The sequence below is a fragment of the Pedococcus bigeumensis genome (assembly GCF_039531795.1).
GTDB lineage: Bacteria > Actinomycetota > Actinomycetes > Actinomycetales > Dermatophilaceae > Pedococcus > Pedococcus bigeumensis.
This window is the reverse complement of the sequence record NZ_BAAAQS010000003.1, coordinates 574,020-594,061: the sequence shown is the minus strand read 5'-3', so window position 1 is coordinate 594,061 and position 20,042 is coordinate 574,020. Positions and strand designations below refer to the sequence as shown.

The 20,042-nt window shown below is 71.1% G+C and carries 15 protein-coding genes; 2 read left to right on the top strand and 13 right to left on the bottom strand.

Annotated features, from left to right (window positions below; translation table 11 throughout):
* Positions 1 to 11: 11 nt before the first annotated feature.
* The 5 genes from rpsR to ABD262_RS13375 all read right to left on the bottom strand — a co-directional run bounded on the left by rpsR (position 12) and on the right by ABD262_RS13375 (position 5,148).
* Positions 12 to 248, bottom strand: coding sequence for a 30S ribosomal protein S18 (gene rpsR / locus ABD262_RS13395; RefSeq protein ID WP_056884210.1), 237 nt, complete (start codon positions 246 to 248; stop codon positions 12 to 14).
* 157 nt (positions 249 to 405) lie between these two features.
* Positions 406 to 954 (bottom strand): single-stranded DNA-binding protein, encoded by a 549-nt coding sequence (locus tag ABD262_RS13390; protein ID WP_344136923.1) that lies wholly within the window; start codon positions 952 to 954, stop codon positions 406 to 408.
* A gap of 67 nt (positions 955 to 1,021) precedes the next feature.
* Positions 1,022 to 1,309 (bottom strand): 30S ribosomal protein S6, encoded by a 288-nt coding sequence (gene rpsF / locus ABD262_RS13385; RefSeq protein ID WP_056921396.1) that lies wholly within the window; start codon positions 1,307 to 1,309, stop codon positions 1,022 to 1,024.
* 159 nt (positions 1,310 to 1,468) lie between these two features.
* Positions 1,469 to 2,854 carry a glycosyltransferase 87 family protein gene (locus ABD262_RS13380; protein ID WP_344136919.1) on the bottom strand — a complete coding sequence of 462 codons (1,386 nt, stop codon included), beginning with the start codon at positions 2,852 to 2,854 and terminating at the stop codon, positions 1,469 to 1,471.
* Entirely contained in the window at positions 2,851 to 5,148 is a 2,298-nt protein-coding gene (locus tag ABD262_RS13375) for a transglycosylase domain-containing protein (protein ID WP_344136917.1), read from the bottom strand. The genes ABD262_RS13380 and ABD262_RS13375 overlap by 4 nt, the downstream gene beginning before the upstream one ends.
* Before the next feature lie 278 nt (positions 5,149 to 5,426).
* Here ABD262_RS13375 and ABD262_RS13370 point away from each other — a divergent pair, with 278 nt between their 5' ends.
* Positions 5,427 to 6,074 carry a PadR family transcriptional regulator gene (locus ABD262_RS13370; RefSeq protein ID WP_344136914.1) on the top strand — a complete coding sequence of 216 codons (648 nt, stop codon included), beginning with the start codon at positions 5,427 to 5,429 and terminating at the stop codon, positions 6,072 to 6,074.
* A gap of 11 nt (positions 6,075 to 6,085) precedes the next feature.
* Positions 6,086 to 7,177: an inositol-3-phosphate synthase gene (locus ABD262_RS13365; RefSeq protein ID WP_344136911.1), complete on the top strand. Its 1,092-nt coding sequence runs from the start codon at positions 6,086 to 6,088 to the stop codon at positions 7,175 to 7,177.
* Between the two features lie 452 nt (positions 7,178 to 7,629).
* Here the strand turns inward: ABD262_RS13365 and ABD262_RS13360 are convergent, their stop codons facing one another.
* The 8 genes from ABD262_RS13360 to ABD262_RS13325 all read right to left on the bottom strand — a co-directional run bounded on the left by ABD262_RS13360 (position 7,630) and on the right by ABD262_RS13325 (position 19,947).
* A complete protein-coding gene (locus ABD262_RS13360; RefSeq protein WP_344136908.1) occupies positions 7,630 to 8,106 on the bottom strand; it encodes a hypothetical protein in 477 nt (158 codons plus the stop codon).
* 140 nt (positions 8,107 to 8,246) lie between these two features.
* Positions 8,247 to 9,494, bottom strand: a complete 1,248-nt coding sequence (locus ABD262_RS13355) for a hypothetical protein (protein ID WP_344136905.1) — start codon at positions 9,492 to 9,494, stop codon at positions 8,247 to 8,249.
* A 111-nt stretch (positions 9,495 to 9,605) separates the two neighbouring features.
* Positions 9,606 to 9,905: a WXG100 family type VII secretion target gene (locus ABD262_RS13350; protein ID WP_344136903.1), complete on the bottom strand. Its 300-nt coding sequence runs from the start codon at positions 9,903 to 9,905 to the stop codon at positions 9,606 to 9,608.
* Positions 9,906 to 10,040: 135 nt separating this feature from the next.
* On the bottom strand, positions 10,041 to 10,310 hold the full coding sequence (locus ABD262_RS13345; RefSeq protein ID WP_344136901.1) for a WXG100 family type VII secretion target: 270 nt from the start codon (positions 10,308 to 10,310) through the stop codon (positions 10,041 to 10,043).
* 218 nt (positions 10,311 to 10,528) lie between these two features.
* Positions 10,529 to 15,016, bottom strand: a complete 4,488-nt coding sequence (locus tag ABD262_RS13340) for a type VII secretion EssC family protein (RefSeq protein WP_344136898.1) — start codon at positions 15,014 to 15,016, stop codon at positions 10,529 to 10,531.
* On the bottom strand, positions 15,013 to 17,442 hold the full coding sequence (locus ABD262_RS13335; RefSeq protein ID WP_344136895.1) for a transglutaminaseTgpA domain-containing protein: 2,430 nt from the start codon (positions 17,440 to 17,442) through the stop codon (positions 15,013 to 15,015). Before ABD262_RS13335 ends, ABD262_RS13340 begins: the two co-directional genes overlap by 4 nt.
* Entirely contained in the window at positions 17,439 to 18,962 is a 1,524-nt protein-coding gene (locus tag ABD262_RS13330) for a DUF58 domain-containing protein (protein ID WP_344136892.1), read from the bottom strand. Before ABD262_RS13330 ends, ABD262_RS13335 begins: the two co-directional genes overlap by 4 nt.
* Before the next feature lie 16 nt (positions 18,963 to 18,978).
* A complete protein-coding gene (locus ABD262_RS13325) occupies positions 18,979 to 19,947 on the bottom strand; it encodes an AAA family ATPase (protein WP_344136889.1) in 969 nt (322 codons plus the stop codon).
* Positions 19,948 to 20,042 lie beyond the last annotated feature (95 nt).

Sequence of the window (20,042 nt, the reverse complement as noted above, 5' to 3'; positions counted from 1 at the left end):
AGCGCCCGAGCTCAGCGGGACGAGCTCGAGTAGGGCAGGAGCGCCATCTCGCGGGCGTTCTTGACCGCGGTGGCGATGAGTCGCTGCTCCTGGACGGACACACCGGTCACCCGACGCGCGCGGATCTTGCCGCGGTCGGAGATGAACTTGCGCAGCAGCGCAGTGTCCTTGTAGTCGATGTTCTCGACCTTCGCCGCCTTCAGCGGGTTGGCCTTCTTCTTGGGCTTGCGCACAACGGGCTTGGCCATCGTGGTGCTCTCCTTCTGCTGAGGAACTCAGCGGATGAGCCCTGGTCTCCCAGGGATGGTGTTCTTCGAGTGGTTCTGTTCTCGTGCCTTGGGTGTATGCCGCCTGGCTGGCTCCCGGGGAAGCCCACCACTCGGCATACCGAGTGATCCGGACCCGCTAGAAGGGGGGCTCGTCGTAGGACGGCGCTCCGCCGCCCCACCCGCCACCCTGCTGGCCACCGGACTGGGGAGCCGAGGCAGGAGCGGACGACGGGCCGGTGGCCCAGGGGTCCTCCTGCTGGCCACTCTGTCCGCCGCCCTGCTGCCCACCGCCGGAGAAGCCTCCGCCGCCGCCGGTGCCCCGCTGGGTCTTGTTGACCTTCGCGGTGGCGTAGCGGAGCGAGGGGCCGACCTCGTCGACCTCCATCTCCATGACGGTGCGCTTCTCGCCCTCTTTGGTGTCGTACGAGCGCGACTTCAGCCGGCCGGAGACGATGACGCGAGTGCCCCGCTGGAGCGACTCGGCGACGTTCTCCGCCGCGTCACGCCACACCGAGCAGCGCATGAACAGGGTCTCCCCGTCCTTCCACTCGTTGGACTGCCGGTCGAACTGCCGCGGCGTGGAGGCCACGGTGAAGTTCGCGACGGCAGCACCCGAGGGGGTGAAGCGCAGCTCGGGGTCGCCGGTGATGTTGCCGATGACGGTGATGACGGTGTCGCCAGCCATGAAGCGTGTCCCCTGTTCGTTTGGGTCAGGTGGTGGTGCCGGTGGTGCAGATCAGATCAGGTGCAGCTCAGGCGCCGGGGCGCAGGAGCTTGGTGCGCATGACCGACTCGTTCAGGCCGAGCTGGCGGTCCAGCTCCTTGGCCGTGGCCGGCTCTGCGGTGAAGTTGACGACGGCGTAGATGCCTTCGGCCTTCTTCTTGATCTCGAACGCCAAGCGACGGCGGCCCCAGATGTCGATGTTGTCGACGGTGCCCTTGTCCTTGGTGACGACGGTGAGGAACTTGTCGAGCGACGGCGCGACGGTCCGGTCGTCGAGCTCGGGGTCGAGGATGACCATGAGTTCGTACTGACGCATGCTAGTAACCCGCCTCCTTTGGTCTATGGCGGTCACGGTCTCTCCGTGACAGGAGGGTTGCAGTGCGATCTCCGTGGACACGCCGTCGAGGCGTGCTGCGGGAGAACCTGACAAAGCGTACCGGCCAGCGAGGACATCGCCGAATCCTCGTCCACAGGCTCAGGCGAGGCGCACCAGCAGCCGGTCGGGGGCGCCGGTGAAGTCGCCGGCCAGCTCATCCGGCTCCTCGTCGTCCGGAAGATCCGCCGGGTGCCGGTCCGGTGCATCGTCCGAACCATCCTCGGGGAGCGGCTCCCGCGCTGCTGCGGTGTGCCAGACCCGCCAGACCAGGTAGCCGACGGCGGCGAACCGGAGGGTGAGGAACACGGCATACCAGCCGGGCGGCAGCCCTCGGTCGGGCTTGGAGAGGCCCCCGACGTAGAGCCACACGGTGACGAAGTGCAGCGCCTCGGCCCCGGCCCAGAGCAGGTGGTCGCGCCAGCGCAGCCCGCACAGCGCGAGCAGCGGCAGGAGCCACAGCGAGGCCTGCACCGGGAAGGCCTTGCCGGTGAGCAGCGCCAGTGCCACCAGCACGAACGCGACCTCGGCCACGCTCGGCCGTCGGGGCGTGCTGAGCGCGAACACCGCGCCGACGGCGCAGGCGACCAGCAGGCCGGCCACGGCCAGCAGCGTGGTCGCCCCGGTCGGCAGGGGGTGGCCGAGCAGCTGGGGGACCATCCACGGCGAGCCCAGTCCCGCGGCGCTGTCCCACCAGACCTGGGTGGAGCGCAGGATCGCGCCCGGGTTCGACAGCAGGAAGGGCAGCAGCACGACGACGACCGCGCCGGCCGCGGCGCCCAGCGTGGTGCGGACCGCCCGGAGCCGGCCGCTGCGCAGGCCGAGGACCACCAGCGCCAGCAGGATCAGCAGCGGATAGGTGCGCGCCGTCACCCCGAGGCCCAGCAGCACCCCGGCCGCGACCGGTCGGCGACGGCTCCAGGCCCAGATGCCGGCGCTGGCCAGCGCGACCCCGAACAGGTCGGGCGACAGCATCGCGGTGAGGAGCAGCACCGGGCTGAACGCCACGTGGGCGGCGTCGGTGACGTGCAGCGGGCGCGACGCGGCCGTGAGGTAGACGACGGCGATCGCGAGCGCGGTGCCCAGCAGGGCCCAGAGCGCGAAGTACCACCGGGTCTGGTCGAGGAAGGCGCCGTCCGGCACCAGGCCGCCGACCCAGGCCATCACCGCGCCGGTGAGCACCGGGTGGTCGGCGCGGACGCCCTCACCGGCGACGTAGGCCGCCAGGCCGTTGTCGAGGTTGCCGAGCTGGTAGAGCGCGGGGAGGTCGGAGAAGCAGGCGTGCCAGAACTGGTCGGAGCCGACCCAGCCCTTCTGGATGCAGTGCGACCGCTCCGCGACCGACAGCGCCATGGTGGCCGCGGTGGCGACGACCAGGGGCACGACCGCCGCGACCCACGACACGGCGCGCGCCGAGACGTGGCGGCCGAGCGGCCCGCCGGCCACCGCCAGCGAGCCACTCGGCAGCAGATCCCCTCGTCGGGTCACTGCGTCGTGGAGCTCGTCGCCGGTGCCCCGCCGAGGGTGATCGTCGGGGGCGGCGGTGCAGTCGTCTTGGTCGGCTTCGTCTTCGTGGTCGGCGGCGGCGTCGTGGTCGTGGTGGGCGGCGCCGTCGTCGTGGTGGTGGTGGTCGTGGTGGTGGTGCTGGTGCTGCTGGGCGGCGGCGGGGGCGGCGTGTACACCTGGTCGTCACCGACTCCGGCGCGCGCCGGGAAGTCGACCACCTTGCTGCCCTTCAGGGCGGACTCCATGTAGTCGGTCCAGATGTGCAGCGGCACGGTGGCGCCGGTGAGCTCGCCGACGCCCGGCACGTCGTTCATCGACAGCTCCTCGCCCTTCTTGCCGGTGCTGTAGATGCCGACCGCCGTGGCCAGCTGCGGCGTGAAGCCGTTGAACCAGGCCGCCTTGTTGTCGGTCGTGGTGCCGGTCTTACCGGCCGCGGGACGGCCGAGGTTCTGCGCGAAGGTCGCCGTGCCGCTCTTGACGACCTGCTCCATGGCGTCGACCGTGTCGGCCGTGACGTCCTTGTCGAAGGCGGCCTTCCTGGTCACCTTGACCTTGTAGTCGAGGTCGCCGGGGCCGCCCTTGACGCTGCGGATGAAGTACGGGGTGACCCGCGATCCCTGCGCGGCGATCGTCGCGTAGGCGTTGGCCATGTCCATGACCGTCACGTGCGACGTGCCGAGCACGTTGGCGTAGTTGGTGCCCAGCGGGGCGATCTGGCGCGCCTTGGCCTGGGCGTCGCTCGGGAGCCCGGCCGCGATCGCGGCGGCCTTGGTGGCCTCCGGCCCGACCTTGATGTTGAGCTGGGCATAGACCGTGTTGACCGAGTGGCCGGTCGCCGTGCGCAGGTCGATGTTGCCGAACGGCTCTCCGGGGAAGGGGCCGAAGTTGCGCACCCCACCCCGCCGCAGGAAGTCCGTCTTCGCCGCAGGGTCCTCGAACTCCTTGAAGTACTGCGGAGTCCGGCCGTCGAACTTCGTCTTCGTGCTGATCGGCTTGTCCTGCGACAGCGCCGCGAGCAAGGTGAAGATCTTGAACGTCGAGCCGGCCTGCATGGTCGCCATCGTCGCGGTGTTGAACTGGTTCTTCTGGTAGTCCGCACCGCCGTACTGCGCCACGACCGCGCCGTCACCCGGCTTGATCGAGGTGAGCCCGACCCGCAGGGTCGAGGTCCCCTTGCCCGTGGGCATCCGGCCCTTCACAGCGGCCACCGCGGCGTCCTGGGTGCGCTTGTCGATCGTCGAGACGATCTTGTAGCCGCCCTTGTCGATGTCGGCGTCGGTGAGCTTGAGCTTCGACTTGAGCTCGCGCTTGACCTGGTCGACCAGGTAGCCGGTCGGTCCGGACGCTCCGGTGGTCTTCCGCGGCTTCTGCAGGGTCGGGAACTTGGCGGCGGAGCGCTGCTCCGGGGTCAACCAGCCCTCGCTGACCATGCCGTCCATCACGTAGGTCCAGCGCGCCTCGGCGTTGGCCTTCTGTGCCGCACCCAGGGACGGGTCGTAGAACGACGGGCCCCGGATGACCGAGGCGAGGAAGGCGCCTTCGGACGGCGAGAGCTTGGAGACGTCCTTGTTGAAGTACGCCTTCGAGGCGGTCTGGATGCCGTACGCGCCGCGGCCGTAGTAGATCGTGTTGAGGTAGTTCTCGAGGATCTGGTCCTTGGACTCCTGCTTCGCGATCTTGATCGAGATGATGATCTCCCGGCCCTTGCGCGTCAGCGTCTGGTCCTGCGTCAGGAAGTAGTTCTTCACGTACTGCTGGGTGATCGTCGAGCCACCCTGGGTCGCGCCGCCCCTCAGGCCGACCCACACGGCGCGGGCGATGCCGGTCGGGCTGATCCCGGAGTTCTGGTAGAAGTTGCGGTCCTCGGCGGCCAGGTGGGCCTCCTGCACCGCCTTGGGCACCTGCGCCAGCTTGACCGACTCGCGGTTGACCTCGCTGATCCGGTCCATCTCGGTCTTGCCGTCGGCGTAGTAGATGATCGACGCCTGCGCGTTGGCCAGGTCGTTCGGCTTCGGGGTGTCGATGAGGGAGTAGGCGACGAAGAACGCGACGACCGCCAGCAGGAAGCCGGCCAGCGCGGCGATGCCGAGCCCCTTGGCCCAGCGCTTCTTCCGGCTCGTGGTGGGCCGGCCACCCTTGCCGCCACCCTTGCCGCCACCCTTGCCGGCGCCGCTGGTCGAGCCGCGGCCTCCGGAGGCGCCGTTGCCGGCACCGCCCTTGGCAGCGCGTTGCGCCGCCTTCGCCTGGGCGCGCGTCTTCGGACGTGAGGTGCTCATCTGACCTTCCCGATCGGCATACAACAGGCACGGTCCCGGCCCTCGTGGCCATGGTTCCGCACCGTCAACTGACGCTCAGTATGACTGGCGACCTTGGAAATCGTGCATTCGCCCGACCCCTCCTCAACGAACCCTCAGGCGAAAGGTCACGAATCCCAAGATATATCGCCTCGATATATCTGGTGTACGCTTCCCTCGTCGAACCAACCGGTGAACCGCACGGACCAGCTCCGTGCCGGGCGATCCGGGTCCACCACGTGAGGGAGGTGCAGCCAGTCATGAGCCGTCGCTCAGAGCTGCTCGAGTTCGCGGTCCTCGGACTGCTGCACGAGAGCCCCATGCACGGGTACGAGCTGCGCAAGCGGCTCAACGCCGCGCTCGGCGTCTTCCGCGCGTTGTCCTACGGCACGCTCTACCCCTGCCTGCGTGGCCTGCTCGACCAGGGCCTGATCGCCGAGGCGAGCGGCGCCCCGCACGCGGCGGCGACGTCGGGCTCCAAGCGCGCCCGCATCGTCTACGAGCTCACCGCCGACGGCAAGGAGCAGTTCCAGGAGCTGCTCAAGGAGGCCGGGCCCACCGCCTGGGAGGACGACACCTTCGACGTCCACTTCGCCTTCTTCGCCCGCACCGAGGCCGAGGTCCGACTGCGCATCCTCGAGGGACGCCGCAGCCGGCTCGAGGAGCGGCTGGACACCATCCGCACCAGCTCGGCCAAGAACCGCGAGCGCTTCGACACCTACACCGCCGCCCTCGAGCGGCACGGCCTCGACTCCGCCGAGCGCGAGGTCCGCTGGCTCAACGAGCTGATCACGGCCGAGCGGAACATCCCGTCCCCGGCCTCCCCGAGCACCACCCGCACCACCCCTCGCACCACCCCTCGCACCACCCCTCGCACCACCCCCAACACCATCACCACCAACAACTGAGGAGTCTTCCCATGGGATCCGTTCGCGTCGCCATCGTTGGCGTCGGCAACTGCGCCAGCTCGCTGGTCCAGGGTGTCGAGTACTACAAGGACGCCGACCCGGCAGGCAACGTCCCCGGGCTCATGCACGTCCAGTTCGGTGAGTACCACGTGAAGGACGTCGAGTTCGTCGCCGCCTTCGACGTGGACGCCAAGAAGGTCGGCTTCGACCTGGCCGAGGCGATCGGCAACTCCGAGAACAACACCATCAAGATCGCCGACGTGCCCCCGACCGGGGTCACCGTCCAGCGCGGCCACACCTACGACGGCATCGGCAAGTACTACGCCCAGACCATCGAGCAGTCCGACGCCGAGCCCGTGGACATCGTCCAGGTGCTCAAGGACACCAAGGCCGACGTGCTGGTCTCCTACCTCCCGGTGGGCTCCGAGGTCGCCGACAAGTTCTACGCCCAGTGCGCGATCGACGCCGGCGTGGCCTTCGTCAACGCCCTCCCCGTCTTCATCGCCTCCGACCCCGAGTGGGCCGCGAAGTTCGAGGCGGCCGGCGTGCCGGTCATCGGTGACGACATCAAGTCGCAGGTCGGCGCCACCATCACGCACCGCGTGATGGCCAAGCTGTTCGAGGACCGCGGTGTCACGCTCGACCGCACCTACCAGCTCAACGTCGGCGGCAACATGGACTTCAAGAACATGCTCGAGCGCGAGCGCCTGGAGTCCAAGAAGGTCTCCAAGACCCAGGCCGTCACCTCGAACCTGACCGGCGCCCTCGCCGGCCTGACCGACAGCCGCAACGTGCACATCGGCCCGTCCGACTACGTCGCATGGCTCGACGACCGCAAGTGGGCCTACGTGCGCCTCGAGGGTCGCGCGTTCGGCGACGTGCCGCTGAACCTCGAGTACAAGCTCGAGGTCTGGGACTCCCCCAACTCGGCCGGCATCATCATCGACGCCATCCGTGCGGCGAAGATCGCCAAGGACCGCGGCATCGGCGGCGCGCTGATCAGCGCCTCGTCCTACCTGATGAAGTCCCCGCCCGTGCAGCGCGAGGACACCGAGGGCCGCACCAAGCTCGAGGCCTTCATCGCGGGCACCGAGGAGCGCTGAACGTAGGACGCATGCGGAGGTTGGTGGCGAGGTACGAGCCGCCGGCCGAAGCGGAGTCCGAGGAAGCGCGTCCGGTGAACCCGGAGCGCTGAGGGTTCAGCACAGCTGCCGCACGGCATACGACAGGGGCACCTTCCGCATCGCGCGGGAGGTGCCCCTTTTCGCATGCCCCTGCCGACCCGCGACATGTTGCGCGCAGGACGTCACCAGACCCCCACATCGCCACACCCGTGACCACCAGACCGCAACAGGTCACCCGACTCCGCGACATGTTGCGCCCAGGACGTCACCAGGCCCCCGGATCGCCACACCCGTGACCACCAGACCGCAACAGGTGCGCGAGGGGATGGGGTATGCCGCGCATGGGGATGCGGGTATGCCGGCTGACTGGGTCGGGCGGGTGAGGTCGCCGCGGGTGGAGTGGGTCAGCCGGTGGTGGAGGTGGAGTTGGGTCAGCGGGTGATGCGGGTGCTCGCGATGACCTGCTCCACGACGGGGACGTCGGCGTCGACCCCGGCGCCGCCGGCCGAACCGGTCACGTGGACGAAGTCCTGCAGGGCGTCCTGCCGGGGCAGGCTGGCGAAGGCGTGGATCTGCCGGATCGTGCCGAACTGAGGGTCGACCCACGACACGTCGACCCGGTGGAACTCCTGGTCGTTGATCTGGACCGTCCTGATCTCGCCGACCTCGGCCTGGGGGCGCGAGTTCAGCGAGCCGCGCAGCTCCATCAGGGCGTCGGCGGGCTGGTCGTTCTCGGGGCGGGTGCCGAGCCGGACGATGACGTTGGGCGTGAAGTCGGCGTTGACCTCGGTCTGCTTCGCGGCCAGGGCGACGGCCGGCGCGGACACCGGCTCCCAGGTGTCGGGCACGTCGATGCTCACCGACGGCGGCGCGGGGAAGCGTTCGGAGGGGAAGCTGAGGGTGCTCAAGGTGCTGGCCTTTCATCTGTGCTGCATGGGTGCTGCGTGGGGGTGCTGCCGATCGTGCGGACGAGGGTGCTCGAGTCGGAGGGTGTCACGGCCGAGGCGGTCGCGATCGCGGGCTGGGCCGGTGCGGCCCGGTCAGCGGGCTACCAGGGCGGGTCGAACCCGATGTCGAACTTGATGCCGCCACCGATGCCGAGCGTGGCACCGACATCGACCGAGACGCCGATGTTGTCGCTGCTGATCTCCGCGTCGGCCTCGGCATGCGCGCCGATCCCGTAGGAGATCTCGCCACCCACGCCGACGTCCACCGGACCGAGGTCCTGGCTGATCTCGCCCTCGGCCTTGCCGCCGGCGAACACCTCGCCGCCGAGGTTGGCCTTGGCGCCGTCGAGGCCGATCTTGACGCCGGCGTCGGCGTTGGCCTGCGCCCCGACGTAGGCCTCACCCTGGGCCTGCGTCCCGTAGCTGTTGGAGTAGGCGCCGCTCACCTTGGCGACGTAGGCACCGGCCATCACGCCCCCGGAGGCCACGAGGCCGTCCTGGGAGATGCCGACCTCGTAGTCGGCCTTGCCCTCGGTGCCGAGCAGCTCGGCGGAGACGTGGTTGCCGTCCTCGTCGCCCCACGTGTGGTCGATGGCCGACGCGTCCCACAGCTGCTTCTCGCCGTCGGCGAGGGTCATGCCGACGTTGAGCTCGGGCTGGTCGAACGGCGAGTCAGCAGCGTGCTCCGGGTCGTCCTCGTCGGGGATGCCGTCGTTGTCGTCGTCGCCGTCCTCGACGTCGGGGATCCCGTCCTGGTCGTCGTCGAGGGGGTCCTCGTCGCCGTCCGGGATGCCGTCCTCGTCATGGTCGTTGTCGGAGTGGTCGTCGACGTCGTCGGGGATGCCGTCGTTGTCGTCGTCCTCGTCGCTGTTGTCGTCGACGCCGTCGTCGTCCTGGTCGTCGTCGTCCTCGGGGTCGTCGTCGCGGTCGTCGGGGACGCCGTTGTTGTCGTCGTCCTTGTCCTGGTCGTCCGGCGTGCCGTCGTTGTCGTCATCCTGGTCGGAGCCGTCGGGCGTGCCGTCGCCGTCGTTGTCGCCGTTGCCCCCGCTGCCGTCACCACCGTCACCACCGGTCACGCCGGAGGTGAGCTCCTGGTCGCCGATCTCCTCGGCCAGCCGCTTGGTCAGCTCCTCGACGCCGCTCGAGCTGGAGTCCAGCGTGGCGCGGGTGGCCGGCCACGCGCTGAAGAAGGAGGTGGCGTCCTCCCCCACCCAGACGCCGCGGAGCTGGCGCACGGCCTTCTCCGCGTGGGTGGTGGCGTCGGTCAGGTCACGTCGCACCCGGGACAGCTGTTCGGCGATGGAGCGAACCTTCTGGTTCTCCATGCCCTTCTTGTCGGTGCCGCCCATGGCGCTCTGCTTTCACAACAGGTGCCGCGGAGGGCACGGGGTGGGTCTGGATGGTCGAGGTCACGCCGGTGGCCACCCGTGACGATCCGGCGGCCACCGGCGTGGGTGGCCTCAGTTCGAGGTGGCCTTCTGCTCGGACAGCTCGGCCTGCAGACGCTTGTGCATCTCCGTCACGTCGAGGACGGTCTGGTCGATGTGGTTCGCGTCGTTCTTCCACTGGGACTGGAAGCGGGTCGAGTCCGGGCCGTGCCACGCGCTGACCAGCTTGTGCGCTGCCTGGTCGGCGTCCTGCTTGGCGTGCTGGAGGTCGGCCTTGGCCTTGCCGAGGCGAGAGATGACGTCCTGGACCTTGGCCGGGTCCATACCCTTCTTGTCGCCGCCGCCGCCGCCACCTTCGGGAGTGGGAAGCATGGTTGTCTCCTTGTCTGCGTGAAAGTTGTCTGGGTGAAGTTCGTGGGTCTGACTGGATGTGGTGCGTGGTGCCTGCTGCTCGGTGCCTGCTGCTCGGGGTGAGGTGCTCGGGTGCCGAGCGTCTCGTGGGCCCGCTCAGTTCGAGGTCTGGTCCTGCTGCTTGGCCTCGGTGCGGATCTGGTCCGCGGCCTTGGTCAGGCCGGTCGCGGCCTTGGTGAGGTCCGCGGCGTACTGCCCGTTCCACTTGGTCTCGAACTTCTTCTGGTCCTCACCCCACCAGCTGTTCTTCAGCTGACCGATCAGGTCGTCGATCTCCGACTTCGCCTTCTTGATCTTCTGGGCGGAGTCGTCCAGGACGCCGGCCTGGGTCCGGGCGATGCCGGTCTTCATGGAAAGTTCAGCCATGACGGTTCCCCTCTTTCATGTCGTGAGCGCCGTTGGTGGCACTCGCTGTTGTCGATCTGGACAAGACGTGGTGTCGTCGTGCTTGCTGTGTGAAACCTATGGGCGGGCCGGTGATGCCTCAATGGGGAGCACTCCCCACCGCGCCACCACCGAGCCCTGCAGCGACACCCTGCTGCGACGCCCCGCTGCGACACCGGCCACGGCCGGCGTCGCCCTCTCTAGCTCGGTCCGTCTCCACCCCCCGCTGGGCTCGTGGACAGCGGCAGAGCCACTTGGAGAAGCTCGGGGTTGCCCCGACGCACCAGGAAGCCACGACCCTCGAGGAGCTGGTCCCGGCTGACGCCGCGGTAGTCGGCGGCGAAGGCCGAGGCCTCGTCGCCGCTGGGCTGCAACGACACTCCGGAGCGCGAAGACCGCAGCGCGCCGGACATCCCGTAGTTCGAGTTGAAGAAGGCCGAATCCCCTTCGGCCACAATACATTGCTCGGAGTTGACCACGGCCTTGAAGAGCTCGACCAGGTCATCCTCGGCCATCGACCCGTCGAAGTCCTGGACGCGCTCGACGACGACGAGCATGGTCGCGCCGGAGGGCCCGGCCTCCACCATCTCGTCCTTGAGCCGCTTGGCCAGGGCCCGGCAGTCGTCGACCCCGACGGCGCTCTCGGTCCACACGCCGGTGGCGCGGGTGAGGACCGAGCGGCGCGGGCTGAACAGCCAGCAGCGCAGACCCGGCGTGGCACGCAGGGCGGCCTGGGCCATGGTCAGGACCGCGGTCGTCCGCCCACTGCCCGACGGACCGAGGACGATCTGGCTGCCCCGCAGGTCGAAGCCGATCGGGCGCATGGTCGCCGACGAGAGCCCGATCGCCGGCCGCCCGGAGGCGTCCGTGGCGGCGAGCGAGGCGAGCGACACCGACTCGGGCAACGACCGGATCGGCGGCGCCTCGGGCACCCCTGCCCGCCGCACGCCCTCGGCGAAGCCGTGGATGGCCCGGGCCTGCACCGTGGAGTCGGACGAACCACCGAGCACGGCGACCTGCACCTCCCGGTCGTGCACGATCGCCCGTCCCGGAGGCGAGCCGAGCGACAGCACGTCGGCGTCGACATCGAGGGACAGGTAGTCGTCGACGGTGGCCATCCGCAGCACCACGCGGTTCTGGATGGCGGAGGACAGCCCGCCCCACAACCCGTTGCGCTGGTCGGCGGTGACGACGAAGTGGACTCCCACCGGCCGGCCGTCGCCGGCCAGCGAGGTGAAGAGGTCGAGCCAGCGCTGCCCGGCGTGGCTGTCGTAGGCCGCCTGGAAGCTGGTCAGCCCGTCGACCAGCACGATGATCCGCGGCTCGTCGGGCGCGTCAGCCAGCCGCCGGAAGTCGGTGATCGTGGCGGCGTTCACGGCGGAGTAGCGCAGGGCCCGCTCGTCGATCGTCTCGCGGAGCATCGTGAGCAGCCGGACGACCCGCTCGTGGTCGCTGGCGTAGATGATGCTGCCGACGTGCGGCAGGGGCTCGAGCATGGCCAGGCCGCGGTTGCCGAAGTCGAGCCCATAGACGTGGCACGGTCCGCCGCGGACGGTGAAGCCCGCCGCGACGGCGATGGTGCGCAGGAACGCGCTCTTGCCGGCGCCCGAGGCCCCGAACACCGCGAGGTTGCCCTCGATGTCGGGGCGGAAGCTGATCGGCGGCTGGGTCTGGCTGTCGGGGTCGTCGCTGATGCCGATGACGAGCTCGTCGTCGCGACGCCTGGTCGGCAGGTCGGCGAGCTCGTAGACGGACGCCATCTCGGGCAGCCACGGCTTGCGCGGGTCGGGGATCTCGGCGGCCTGCTGGGCCGCCCCGATCTGGGTGACGACGCGCTGGATGTCGGTGGGGCCGAGGTCCTCCTGCACGACGTCGTGGGACTCCTCGGCGACGGGCAGCTCCCACGCGGTGCCGACCCCGAAGCCGAGGGTCTCGACGTCGAGCGAGGCGGGGGGCGCCTCGCCGGTGGACCACCCACCGGCATACCCGGTCTGGAAGGGGGTGAGTCGGCCGGGACCGGCCTTGGACACCGCGCGGCCCGGCAGGGCCGGGTCGAAGTAAGCCGCCACCGGCGTGCCGAGCACGTCGTCGCTGTCCGCCTCGTCGGCCATCCGCAGGGCCATCCGCAGGTTGGTGTTGGCGCGCAGGTTGTCCTTGATGACCCCGGCCGGACGCTGCGTCGCGAGGATGAGGTGGAGCCCGAGGGAGCGGCCGCGCTGCGCGACGTTGACGACGCCGTCGACGAACTCGGGCACCTCCTGCACGAGCGCGGCGAACTCGTCGACCACGATCACCAGGCTCGGCGGGGCGGCCACCTCGCCCCGGCGCTCCAGCTCGACCAGGTCCTTCGCCTTGTGCTGGGCGAGGATGTGCTCGCGGTGCTTGAGCTCGGCCGACAGGGACGCGAGCGCCCGGCGCACGAGGTGGGGCGAGAGGTCGGTCACGAGGCCGACGGTGTGGGGCAGGTTCACGCAGTCGCGGAAGGCCGAGCCGCCCTTGTAGTCCACCAGCAGGAAGGTCAGGCGCTGCGGGGAGTGCGCCACGGCCATGCCGAGGATCCAGGCCTGCAGCAGCTCGGACTTGCCCGCGCCGGTGGTGCCGCCGACCAGGGCGTGCGGACCGTCGGCCCGCAGGTCGATGGAGAAGGTGCCGGCGGCGGACTGCCCGATCACGGCGCGCAGGTTGCCCGGCTTGGGCCGGGCCACCGGTCCGGCGGCGTAGGGGCCGGTGAGGATCGAGCGGTTCTCACCCCAGCGCTCGATGACCGGGCCGGGTGCCTCGGCGAGCTCGGCCCCCACGAGGTTGACGAACGACACCGACCGCGGCAGGTCGCTCTCGTCCTCGACGGGCACGCCGGAGTCGACCAGCGGCGCCAGCTGTCGGCTGAGCCGCTCGACCTCGGGCGCCTCGACGTGGTCGGCGTCGACCGGCATCCGGACGACCGCCTCACCGACGTAGCCGACGACGGCGTCGCCCTGCTGCGGCCCCTGCTCGACGAAGGTGCGGCAGGCCGCGGGGAGGGTCGCGGTGGTCGGCGACACCCACAGCACGATGATGCCGTAGCGCCAGCCGCGCTCGGCCAGCTGGACCAGCCGGCTGCGCTCGACCGGGGCGTCGTCCTCGACGACGAGCAGGACGACCGGGCGGCCCGCAGGCAGCCGAGGCGGCTTGAACGCGCCCTGCACCGGGCCGGTGGAGTCGTCGGGGAGGTCCGCGGAGGGCGCCCCGTTGGTGATGAGCTCCTCGAGCTCGGTGACCAGGGAGAGGCTGGCCGGACCGGTGTTGGCCAGGTGGCGGGCGTCGATCGGGCTGTGCGGTGACGCCGTGTGCGGCACCCACTTCAGCCAGTCCCAGTCGCGCGCGCTGGCCGGCGACCCGACCGCCGCGACGACGAGGTCGGCGGGCGAGTGCAGGGCGACGGCCTGCACGACGACGGCCCGCGCGGCCTCGAGCGCGCGCTGGCGCGGGCCGGAGATGCCGATCGCGCCGCTGCGCAGCGGTTCGGCGACCACGGGGACGGGGTCGACCGTGCCCATCCCGTCGACGGCCCGCGAGGCCTCGAGCCAGGCCTCCGCCCGGGACCGCCCGAGCTCGGGCAGCTTGAGGGTGTTGCGCGACGGGAGCTCACCGAGCCCGAGCCGGAACTCGCAGAAGCCGGGGTCACCCGGGCGACGGGTCCACAGCAGGCTGGAGGCGCTGCCGGCCGCCTCGACGGCCTCGGAGCTCGCGGGGTGCTCGGCCTGGCGACCGACCACCTCACGGCCCTGTTCCTCCTCGAGCTGCTCGACCATGACGGCGAGGTCCTCGCGGAACTCGACGAGCGCCTGCTCGTAGTCCTTGCGGGCGTTGCGTCGCGACTCGAAGTAGTGCCCGAACAGCATGGCGGGCGTCAGGAGGATGAACAGCAGGAACATCGGGTTGTTGAGCGCGAGGGCCAGGCCGACACCCATGACCATCGGCACCGCCGCCGCGATCCACGGCGGCCGCTCGGGCTTGGGCCGCTCGGGCAGGGCCGGCACGGGGAACTCGCGCCCCGCGTACAGCGGAGCGATCCGCGGGGACCGCGAGAACGGCAGCGAGGTGCCGCGAGCCGCGGCGAGCCCGGTGTTGCCCCCCGCGACCCGCACCTCGATCTCGGTCTCGCCGATCCGGAACCGGTCGCCGCTCTTGAGCACGGCGCGGTCGACCTGCTGGCCCTGCACCTGGATGCCGTTGGACGAGCCGAGGTCGATGACCTCCAGGATGTCGGTCACGAGCAGGCGGGCGTGCCGGCGCGAGACCTGCGCGTCGCTGAGCTGGATCTCGCAACCGCGACCGCGGCCGAGGTATGCCGTGCCCGCACCGAGCGGGACCTCGCGCCCGGTGTCGGGGCCGGCGACGACGACGGCGGTCGCCACGGACTGGCCGCGGTCGGCGTACCCCTCCGTGCGGCGCGTGACCGCGACGTGCACGCCGGAGCGCAGGCCGCTCTCGGCGATGGTGGCCCGCGGGTCGACGGCGCGAAAGCCCTCGGCCACGTGGGACAGGGTGAAGTCGCCCAGGCCGGGCTGGACGGGGGCCACGCCCCGCGCCGGGTCGGCGAGGACGAGGTACTCCGCGAGCTGCCCGACGGTGGTGGTGCCGTCGACCGTGGCGACGAGGTCGGTGTCGACGTCGCCGGAGGATCGCAGGGTGAACTTCAGCTTCACGAGGTAGCAGTCCTCCGGGTCAGGGTGGCGAGGGTGGGGCGGGAGCGGCGGCGCCGCCCCGGGGTGGCCGGTCCGCGGGCGAAGAGCGGCCGCGGGTCGACGTCCGAGCGCAGCCGGCGCCAGAAGTCACAGTTGGCCCGCAGGTCGCCGCGTGCCTCGTTGGTGGCCGTCCAGAACGCCGTGGCGTCGTCCACCTCGGGCGTGCCCGGCCCGAAGATGAGCGCATTCGCCTGCGCCGCAAGGGCCTTGGCGCCTTCGAGTCGTCCGAGCGCCTCTGCCTGCTCGAGCCGGGTGGCCCGGCGGGGCAGGGTGTGACCGAACGACCGGGCGCTGGTCATCAGGTCCTCCCAGGCCCACGCGACCCGAGCTGTCGCCGTGCCCCGGGTGGCGTGCCGCCGGCGGCGCCAGGCCTTCGCGCCGCGGATCAGCCAGTAGACCGCGACGAGCACGAGCAGCGGGAGGAGGACGTAGAACACCAGCCAGCGCAGCCAGCTCGGCCAGGCCGACGGGTCGAAGAGCTTCTTCGGGGGCTTCTTGAGGTTGACGGCGTTCTGGGCCTGGTCGGGTCCCTGCAGGACGCTCGGCGGGTTGGTGCCTGCCGGCGGCGGCACGAGCGCACCGATCTTCTGCTCGTCGGTCTTGGACTGGAGCCGGTTGGGCTTCTGGTTGCGGTCGGGCAGGAAGGTGTCGGCAAGCAACGGGACCCACGTGCCGGTCTCGTCCTGCACCTCCACCCACGCGTGCACGTCCTTGCCCTTGACCACGCCGCCCTCGGGCAGCTCGGCCCCCATGACGACGCGGGTCGGGATGTCGAGGCGGTTCGCGACGAGGGCCAGCGTCGCGGCGTACTGCTCGTCGTTGCCCGCCAGCTGGGTGGCGCCGACGAAGCGGGCCAGGCGTCCGCGGGAGTGCCCGGCGAGGTAGTAGCTCTCGACGGAGTTCTTGGTGCCACCGTCGGTGTAGGCGCCGTCACCCTTCATGGCCGCCGCCGCCGCGCGCAGCTGGGCCCACGGGCCCCCGGCGTCCTGGCTCCACGCATCGACCCGCTGGTCGAGGAAGCCGAGCTCCTGGCTCTGGGCGAGGTTGCCCGTCGCGGTGGACAGCGAGGTCGGCAGCTTGTCGCGCACCACCTTCGTCGGGAGCAGCACCGTCATCGTGTAGCGGTCGCCGGCCGAGACCCGGTCGGGCACGATCGCCGTGCTCGTGTCGGTGTTCAGCCACAGCCGCGAGGCGAGCTGGTCGGCGCGGGCCCCGGCGAACCGCACCCCCGTCACCTGCCCCACCGTCGGCAGCCACACGTCGGAGTAGCCACCCTCGGGGATGCTGACCTGGAGGGTGGCCGGCCGGCCGTCGCCGGTCGCGCTCACGCGCTCGCCGACCTGCTGGAACGCCGTGCCCGGTCGGGCCGAGTCCTGGCCCGCCCGCGAGCCGGCGCCCCAGACGCCACCGTCGTAGTAGTCGAGGGTCGCGAACCGCAGCGGCGTGCCGGCCGGGGCCCCCGTCACGCGCAGCAGCTCGGTGTCGTAGAGCTTCGCGTCGTTGGGCTCGGTGTACTTGCGGAACCCGGCCAGTGGGCTCGGGAACTGCGCGATGTCGAACGGCGGCACGATCTCGGTGCGCGCCACCCGCCGCTGGTCGCCGTCAGCGCCCGGGAGGTGCGGCCCGACCACGAGGCCGGCGACCGCGGCCAGGGCCAGCAGCGCGGTCCCGATGCCGGCCCGCGCGCCTCGGCCGGCGCCGTTCTGGAGCGGCGGGCGCGCGCGGGTGCTGCGCACGATCATCCAGCCGACGGCGGCCAGGCCGAAGACGACGCCCTGCGCGAGCAGCGAGGCCGGCTCGAGCGTGCCGAGCACGATCGTGAGGGCGAGCGCGGCCAGGGGGGGCACCACCACGGCATACCCGGTCGGGCGGCGGCGCGCCACGGTGTAGGTGGCGGCCCCGGTGACGAGCCCGACGATGAGGGGCAGGGCGAGGAGGGTGACGGTCGCGTCGACCGGGGGCAGCAGCGTGAGCAACCGCTTCCACCCGTGCACCGCGGTCGAGGCGAGGTCGTCGATGGTGCGGCCGCTGGGGAAGACCCCGGCGGCCAGGCGGTCACGGACCGCCAGCGGTCCGCCGAACGCGAGGTATGCCGCGGCGAGACCGAGCATCGTCACCACCGAGGGGAGCCGGAACGCGGTCACCAGGTGGGCGACCAGCAGCCCCAGCAGCAGGCCGCCGACGGCGGCGACGATCCACTCCCAGCCGAAGAAGACGGTGCGGAAGCCCCAGAGCGACAGCCCGACCAGCAGGGCGGTGAAGCCGAGGTCGACCAGGTCGTCGCGGGAGGGCAGCAGGCGCGAGCGCAGGCTCGCGGCACGGTCGGCGCGGGAGCGCTCGGTCGGCAGCATCGACTCGCGCGGCGGCGCGAGGGGGCTGGCGCTCACGTGGCCGTCACCCCCGACAGCACCGCTCGCAGGTCGCCGATCCCGTGCAGGTTCATCAGGGTGAGGCCTCCGACGTTCTTGACCCCGACCCGCTGGTCGCGGTCGATGGTGAGGGCCACCCGCAGCACCTCCGACCCGAACCGGCCGAGCGCGCGCTGCACCTGGATGAAGGGGGTGGCCGAGCCGGTGACGAGCACCGCCATCGAGGTGTCGGGGGCGAGCGAGAGTCCCTCGCCGGCCATCGCATAGAGGTCGCTGGGCCCGAGCTCGACCTTGGCCAGGGCGTCCATCGCCAGGGGGGCGCTGGTGCGCGAGGCGGTCGAGTCGCGACAGACGATGGTGAAGTCCTGCTCGTCCAGGTGGGCCCGCTTGCCCACCGAGGCGGCGACCGAGATCGCGGTCTCGGCGTCCTCCTCGCCCCCGGCGTACTGGTCGGGGTCGGCGTCCACGAGCACGGTCAGGTGCGAGCGCCGCGTGTCGAGGAACTGCCGCACCAGCAGCCGGCCGGCCTTCGCCGAGGACCGCCAGTGGATGTAGCGGCGGTCGTCACCCGGCTGGTACTCCCGCAGGGCGTGGAAGGCGAGGTCGGACATCGACATCTCCTGGGTGGTCTCACCCTCGAGGTCGCGCAGCAGCCCGGCTCCCAGGCTCTCCAGCGAGACCGTGCGCGGGTGGACGAACAGCTCGGTGACGTCGGTCCAGCGCAGGGTGCGGCGCACGATGCCGAGCGGGTCGCCCTGCACGGTGGAGGCGGGGCCGACGGCGATGACGCCACGGCGCTCGGTCGGCACGACGAACAGCTCCTCGTGCGCCTTGCCGGACCCGAGCGGCGGCAGGGTGAACCGCGCCGCCGTGATCCCGACCGGCAGCTCGACCAGCAGCGGGAGCATGCCCCGGCGGGACTCGTTGGTGACCGAGATCCGGCCGGTGGCCGGCTCGCCCACGGTCACGCGAAGGGGGTCGACCTCGGTGTCGATCCGCACCCGGGTGCGACCCACGGCCAGCAGGGCACAGCCCAGCACCAGGGCGATCGCGCCGGCGCCGATCATGGCCCACTCGTCCCAGTGGGCCACGGCGGCGACCAGCCAGCACGCTCCGCCGAGCACGAGGACGCTCCAGCCGAGCGGTGAGACCCAGCGCAGGAACGCGGCGACCGGGCCCCAGACGGGGCGGGTCGCCGCCCTGAGGCCCTCGGTGCGCTCGGCGAGCACCCCGGTGGTCTGCTGGCCGGCCCGGGCGATGAAGGTGGGCAGCTTCGGGCGGGTGACCGTGATGGTCGGCAGCGCCGGGAGGCGACGCGGCCGGGTGGAGCTGGCACCGGCGGCGCGGGCCCCGCCCCCTGCACGAGCGCCGCCACCGGGACCCGGCGACCCGGCATACAGAGGAGCGGCCAGCGGCGTCGAGGAGTCCCCGGAGGCGCGCCGGGACCGCCGACCCCCCTTCTTGAGGTCGGCTCGGCGGGTGGTCTGGCCCACGTCCTCGGCCTGCTGGCTGGGACCCTGCCCCGTGTCCGTGGTCATCGTGCGAGGGCCATGCTCAGGCGACTCGCTCGGCAGGCGGGGCGACCTCGGAGAGGATCTGGTTGATGACCTGGTCGACGGTGATGTTGGCGAACTGGGCCTCGGCCGTGAGGAGCAGCCGGTGGCACAGGATGGGGTTGCTGATCAGCTTCACGTCGTCGGGGATGACGTGGGTGCGACCCTGGCTGGCCGCCCAGGTCTTCGCGCACCGGACGAACGCCAGGCACCCGCGCACCGACAGCCCGAGCTTGATCGAGACGTGCCGGCGGGACTCCTCGGCGATGCGGGAGATGTAGGCCAGGATCGCCGGGTCGACGTGGACCTCGTCGGCGAGCGCGGCCATCTCCGTGACGACGTTGCTGGTGACGACCGGCTCGAGGGCCTTGGTGCGGTCGCGCGTCTTGGCGTCGGCGAGGACCGCGACGGTCGCCTCGTGGTCGGGGTACCCGAGGCTGGTCTTCATGAGGAACCGGTCCAGCTGGGCCTCGGGGAGCCGGTAGGTGCCGGCCTGCTCGATCGGGTTCTGGGTGGCGATGACCATGAACGGCTCGCCCACCGGGTGGGGCACGCCGTCGACGGTGACCCGGCCCTCCTCCATGACCTCGAGGAGGGCGGACTGCGTCTTCGGTGAGGCCCGGTTGATCTCGTCGGCGAGCACGATGTTCGCGAAGATCGGGCCCGGGTGGAAGTCGAAGGTCTGCTTGGCCGGGTCGTAGATGGTCACGCCGGTGACGTCGCTGGGGAGCAGGTCGGGGGTGAACTGCACGCGGCTGTTGGTGCCCTGCACGGTGCTGGCCATCGCGCGGGCCAGCTGGGTCTTGCCGGTGCCCGGGAAGTCCTCGAGGAGCAGGTGGCCCTCGGAGAGCATGCAGGTCAGCGCGAGGCGGATGACGTGCTGCTTCCCCAGGACGGCCTTGTCGACGTTGTCGACCATCTGGGTGAACGCCTGGGCGAACCACTGGGCCTGGTCGGTGGTGACGGTCATGGGTGTCGCTTTCCCTTGTCTTCGTTGATGGTTCGTGTTTGCTGGTATGCCGCGTTGGCAGGTCTGATCGGCGCGCCGGTAGGTCGTGGAACCGG

Coding starts and splice junctions, on each gene's coding strand:
- ABD262_RS13370 (WP_344136914.1), top strand. CDS start 5,427: ATGAGCCGTCGCTCAGAGCTGCTCGAGTTCGCGGTCCTCGGACTGCTG.
- ABD262_RS13365 (WP_344136911.1), top strand. CDS start 6,086: ATGGGATCCGTTCGCGTCGCCATCGTTGGCGTCGGCAACTGCGCCAGC.
- ABD262_RS13355 (WP_344136905.1), bottom strand. CDS start 9,494: ATGGGCGGCACCGACAAGAAGGGCATGGAGAACCAGAAGGTTCGCTCC.
- ABD262_RS13345 (WP_344136901.1), bottom strand. CDS start 10,310: ATGGCTGAACTTTCCATGAAGACCGGCATCGCCCGGACCCAGGCCGGC.
- ABD262_RS13350 (WP_344136903.1), bottom strand. CDS start 9,905: ATGCTTCCCACTCCCGAAGGTGGCGGCGGCGGCGGCGACAAGAAGGGT.
- rpsR (WP_056884210.1), bottom strand. CDS start 248: ATGGCCAAGCCCGTTGTGCGCAAGCCCAAGAAGAAGGCCAACCCGCTG.
- ABD262_RS13330 (WP_344136892.1), bottom strand. CDS start 18,962: ATGACCACGGACACGGGGCAGGGTCCCAGCCAGCAGGCCGAGGACGTG.
- ABD262_RS13325 (WP_344136889.1), bottom strand. CDS start 19,947: ATGACCGTCACCACCGACCAGGCCCAGTGGTTCGCCCAGGCGTTCACC.
- ABD262_RS13390 (WP_344136923.1), bottom strand. CDS start 954: ATGGCTGGCGACACCGTCATCACCGTCATCGGCAACATCACCGGCGAC.
- ABD262_RS13375 (WP_344136917.1), bottom strand. CDS start 5,148: ATGAGCACCTCACGTCCGAAGACGCGCGCCCAGGCGAAGGCGGCGCAA.
- rpsF (WP_056921396.1), bottom strand. CDS start 1,309: ATGCGTCAGTACGAACTCATGGTCATCCTCGACCCCGAGCTCGACGAC.